The following is a 4889-nucleotide window of genomic DNA, read 5'->3' on the forward strand; positions in this document are numbered from 1 at the left end:
GGCCAGATCGGCGGCGGCGAAGTGCATGGTCACGGCGATCATCGGATTGCCATGGCATTCAGCGTTGCATCGCTACGCGCGACTGCACCGATCCGCATCCATGATTGCGCCAACGTCGCGACGTCGTTCCCGAACTTCCTCGCGCTGTGCGCGCAAGTCGGTATCCGGGTTGCTGAAGAGGCTCAGTCGTGATCATCAAGTCGCCAGTCATTACCATCGATGGCCCGAGCGGTTCCGGTAAGGGCACGATCGCCGGGATTCTGGCGAAACGTCTGGGCTGGAACCTTCTGGATTCCGGTGCGCTGTACCGTTTGCTGGCGTTCGCCGCGCACAATCATGGTGTTGATCTGACCAATGAAGAGTTGCTGAAGAAATTGGCCGCTCATCTGGACGTGCAATTCATCGCTGCGACGGACGGTCAGCTGCAGCGAATCATTCTCGAAGGCGACGAAGTCAGCGATGTGATTCGTACGGAAAGTGTCGGTGCCGGCGCGTCCCAGGTCGCGGCATTGCCCGCCGTACGCGAGGCGCTGCTGCAACGCCAGCGTGCTTTTCAGGAAATGCCGGGGCTGGTAGCTGATGGCAGGGATATGGGCACCGTGGTTTTTCCGGACGCGCCTTTGAAGATTTTCCTCACTGCCAGTGCAGAGGAGCGTGCGCGCCGTCGATACTTGCAGTTGAAGGGCAAAGTCGATGGTGTTAGTCTGTCGAGTCTGCTAGATGAGATACGTGTTCGCGATGAGCGTGACACCCRGCGAGCGGTAGCCCCGCTCAAACCGGCGGCTGACGCCATACAGCTGGATTCCACGGAATTATCCATCGATCAGGTGCTGGAACGCATCATGAGCGAGATCGCCATTCGCGATATCGCCGGGTGACCAAGAAGGCCGCAGGGGACCAGTCATAGTCCTGCGGTGGCTTCTTTTAAATGAAACTAACCCATACCGTCTGGGGTGTGGAGATGGGCGTAGTCTTCGCCCTCATCAACAGGAATTAAAATGAGCGAAAGCTTTGCGGAACTCTTTGAAGAAAGCCTAAAAACCCTGAACCTTCAGGCAGGCTCCATCATCACCGGTGTTATCGTTGATATCGATTACCAGGCTCGCTGGGTAACCGTTCACGCTGGCCTGAAGTCTGAAGCACTCATCCCGCTTGAGCAGTTCTACAACGACGCTGGCGAACTGAACATCAACGTCGGTGACGAAGTTCACGTTGCTCTGGACTCGGTTGAAGACGGCTTTGGTGAAACCAAGCTGTCCCGTGAAAAAGCCAAGCGCGCTGAATGCTGGATTGTTCTGGAAGCAGCCTTCGCAGCCGAAGAAGTGGTCAAGGGCGTTATCAACGGTAAGGTTAAAGGCGGCTTCACTGTCGACGTTAACGGCATCCGTGCGTTCCTGCCAGGTTCTCTGGTTGACGTCCGTCCTGTGCGCGATACTACGCACCTGGAAGGCAAAGAGCTGGAATTCAAGGTCATCAAACTCGACCAGAAACGCAACAACGTTGTCGTTTCCCGTCGCAGCGTCCTCGAAGCCGAGAACTCCGCCGAGCGTGAAGCTCTGCTGGAATCCCTGCAGGAAGGTCAGCAAGTCAAAGGTATCGTCAAAAACCTCACCGATTACGGCGCATTCGTCGATCTGGGTGGCGTCGATGGCCTGCTGCACATTACCGACATGGCTTGGAAGCGTATCAAGCATCCTTCCGAAATCGTCAACGTTGGCGACGAGATCGATGTCAAGGTTCTGAAGTACGATCGTGAACGCAATCGTGTTTCCCTGGGCCTCAAGCAGCTGGGCGAAGATCCATGGGTTGCTATCAAAGCCCGTTACCCAGAAAGCACTCGCGTTACCGCTCGTGTAACCAACCTGACCGACTACGGCTGCTTCGCTGAGCTGGAAGAAGGCGTTGAAGGTCTGGTACACGTTTCCGAAATGGACTGGACCAACAAGAACATCCACCCTTCGAAAGTCGTACAAGTCGGCGACGAAGTGGAAGTTATGGTTCTGGACATCGACGAAGAGCGTCGTCGTATCTCCCTCGGCATCAAGCAGTGCAAATCTAACCCATGGGAAGATTTCTCTGGCCAGTTCAACAAGGGCGATAAAATCTCCGGCACCATCAAGTCGATCACCGATTTCGGTATCTTCATTGGTCTGGACGGCGGCATCGACGGTCTGGTTCACCTGTCCGACATCTCCTGGAACGAAGTGGGCGAAGAAGCCGTTCGCCGCTTCAAGAAGGGCGACGAGCTGGACACCGTTATCCTGTCGGTTGACCCAGAGCGTGAGCGCATCTCCCTGGGTATCAAGCAACTGGAAAGCGATCCGTTCTCCGAGTACGTTCAAGAGAACGACAAAGGCGCAATCGTTAAAGGCATCGTGAAAGAAGTTGACGCTAAAGGCGCCATCATCACTCTGGCCGACGATATCGAAGCGACTCTGAAAGCCTCCGAAATCAGCCGTGACCGCGTTGAAGACGCGCGTAACGTTCTGAAAGAAGGCGAAGAAGTAGAAGCCAAGATCATCAGCGTTGACCGTAAGAGCCGCGTAATCCAGCTGTCTATCAAGTCGAAAGACGTTGAAGACGAGAAAGAAGCAATCCAGAGCTTGAAAGACAAGCCTGCTGCTGACGTCGCTGCTGGTCCTACCACTCTGGGCGACCTGTTGCGTGCACAAATGGAAAAACAGAACTAAGTTCTGTCAGACCATAGAAAAAGGGCGACTTCGGTCGCCCTTTTTTGTGCCTGTGATTTGATGGGCGTCGCTGGTGCTTGCGACTGCAATCGTTGTTTGTGAAACCAATATCTGCGGTGCGCTGTCTYTTTCTTTAATCAGATCAATCGTATGTTTGCAGCTAACCTTTGGCTTGAAGTGAACGACAGTCGGGTAGGGTGTCTGGCATAAGGACGTGAATGAACAAGCTCATTGTCGCAATAGCAGTACTGACATTGGCGGGTTGTACTACTAATGCCAAGACTCACGTCGTACGTGGGGTCAGTGGTATCGAGATTGATTGTTCGGGGCTGGGCTCCGGGTGGGAAAAATGCCGCGAGCGTGCGCAAAAGGAGTGTAAGGCGCCGGGGTATAAAGTCCTGGCAAGGTCCGATGATGTGAAGGAAGAAGATGTATTCCCTTTTGGTTTCAATCCTGCGGGATATCTGACACGGACCATGCTGGTGGTCTGTCGTTGAGGTTGATCTGTGTTGTAGCTGTTTGAGATTGGCTGGCTTCCTCGGTAAAGATATGTCAACGCTCAGGCTGTTCAAATTCTTCCGGGCATGCTAAAACCTTTGAAGCGCTTTTCCTAGCTGCTTGAAAAAGAAGGGAAAAATATGACGAAGTCGGAGTTGATAGAACGAATTGTCACCCATCAAGGGCTGCTCTCGTCCAAGGATGTGGAGCTGGCCATCAAGACCATGCTTGAGCAAATGTCACAATGCCTGGCCACTGGGGATCGTATTGAGATCCGTGGGTTTGGCAGTTTCTCTTTGCACTATCGGGCGCCACGGGTTGGGCGTAATCCGAAAACCGGTCAGTCGGTTAGCCTGGATGGAAAGTTCGTTCCGCATTTCAAGCCGGGGAAAGAACTGCGTGATCGTGTGAACGAGGACGAGGAGGAAGGGCTTTGACGGTGGCCGAAATTCTAGGTGGAGCTCATGCATAATTTTAAGCGCGTACTTATGGCATTGTTCGCTTTGTTGCTGATTTTGGCGATCCTGGCTTTTATTCTCGAGAATCAGCAATCGGTTTCCTTGTTGTTTCTCGGTTGGGCGGGGCCGGAACTGCCGGTATCGCTGGTGATAATTCTTGCTTTGCTGATCGGCATGGTTGTAGGCCCGATTCTCGGTTGGCTTCTGGGGCGTATGTCTAGGGCTTCTCGCAAGCGCCTTGTCTGATTGAGACAGGCACGAGGAGCGCGTTGTATTTGCGTCGCAGATTGTCTGTAGCTATTAGTAAAACCAGCACGAAGCTGTAAAATACAGTGTTTTTCCGAGTGGTGGTATATGGCCACTCCGGTTGAGGTTAGCTCTGTCTGAGGCCTCAGCTAGCACGGATGGCTTTGCATTCATGGATTGGGCAGTGGTAGATCGATGGCTGTCAGGAACTCAAGGGTATAGTTTTGCATGAAAACGCTCGTAACCTGCGGCGCTGGATTTATCAGTTCGGTATTCATTCGTCATATCATCCCCAGTAAGAGCGACTCGGTAGTTAACGCCGATAAGCTTGCTTTCGCAGGTAGTCTTGAAACGCCGATCGACGTTAGCCAGAAGCCTCGTTATGTTTTGGAGGAACTTTATTGTCTTGTGGCTTCTACTCGTCAGTCATTTCCCTTGGGTCTCCAATCCTTGCTGATTGAGTGTTTACGTGTCGATTTGTCGAGAGTTGTTGGAGTTTTGCAGAGGTATAGCTCTGCTACTTATGCAGTGTTTTTTTTGATGTTTACTAGTGGGCTATTTTTTTCAAATTTTCGAAGGTTTTCGCGGAATGAAGTTATTATTAATAGCGCGCTTATTTAACAGGTTTGATTAGCGTATATGCGTATTTTGCTGATGTCCCAATATTTTTGGCCGGAGTCATTTGTAATAAATGATTTGGCGATTAAGCTTGCCAGTAAGGGGCATGAAGTTACCGTTGCCACAGGGAAGCCCAATTATCCCGATGGGGATATTTATGACGGTTACAGTGCCAAGGGAGTGCAGTGCGAGCGCTATTCCTCGCTGATCGATGTGGTTCGTGTGCCAGTTTATCCTCGTGGTAAGGGAGGGGCTAAAAAACTGGTATTGAATTACTTGTCATTTGTTGTGATGGGGCTTTGGTATTTCCCTAAACTCCTTAAGGGGAAAAAATTCGATGCGATTATAGTTTTTGCCCCTTCGCCTATTGTCCAGGTAA

At 51.9% G+C, this 4889-nt stretch carries 6 protein-coding genes and 1 pseudogene; all 7 read left to right on the forward strand.

What is annotated here, in order from left to right; translation table 11 throughout:
• On the forward strand, positions 1 to 192 hold a 192-nt coding region (locus tag AC1DSG_RS27680; protein WP_477793723.1), incomplete at its 5' end, for a hypothetical protein.
• Positions 189 to 878, forward strand: a complete 690-nt coding sequence (gene cmk / locus AC1DSG_RS27685) for a (d)CMP kinase (protein ID WP_477793724.1) — start codon at positions 189 to 191, stop codon at positions 876 to 878. The genes AC1DSG_RS27680 and cmk, both read left to right, overlap by 4 nt.
• A 120-nt stretch (positions 879 to 998) precedes the next feature.
• On the forward strand, positions 999 to 2690 hold the full coding sequence (rpsA, locus tag AC1DSG_RS27690; protein WP_046031753.1) for a 30S ribosomal protein S1: 1692 nt from the start codon (positions 999 to 1001) through the stop codon (positions 2688 to 2690).
• A 218-nt stretch (positions 2691 to 2908) separates the two neighbouring features.
• Entirely contained in the window at positions 2909 to 3187 is a 279-nt protein-coding gene (locus AC1DSG_RS27695) for a hypothetical protein (RefSeq protein WP_477793725.1), read from the forward strand.
• Between the two features lie 141 nt (positions 3188 to 3328).
• A complete protein-coding gene (ihfB, locus tag AC1DSG_RS27700) occupies positions 3329 to 3625 on the forward strand; it encodes an integration host factor subunit beta (RefSeq protein WP_003369729.1) in 297 nt (98 codons plus the stop codon).
• 27 nt (positions 3626 to 3652) lie between these two features.
• A complete protein-coding gene (locus AC1DSG_RS27705; RefSeq protein ID WP_477793726.1) occupies positions 3653 to 3892 on the forward strand; it encodes a LapA family protein in 240 nt (79 codons plus the stop codon).
• A gap of 639 nt (positions 3893 to 4531) precedes the next feature.
• A pseudogene (locus AC1DSG_RS27710) lies at positions 4532 to 4889 on the forward strand (glycosyltransferase family 4 protein); the annotation flags it as partial.

The organism is Pseudomonas sp. P5_A12, from assembly GCF_056400685.1.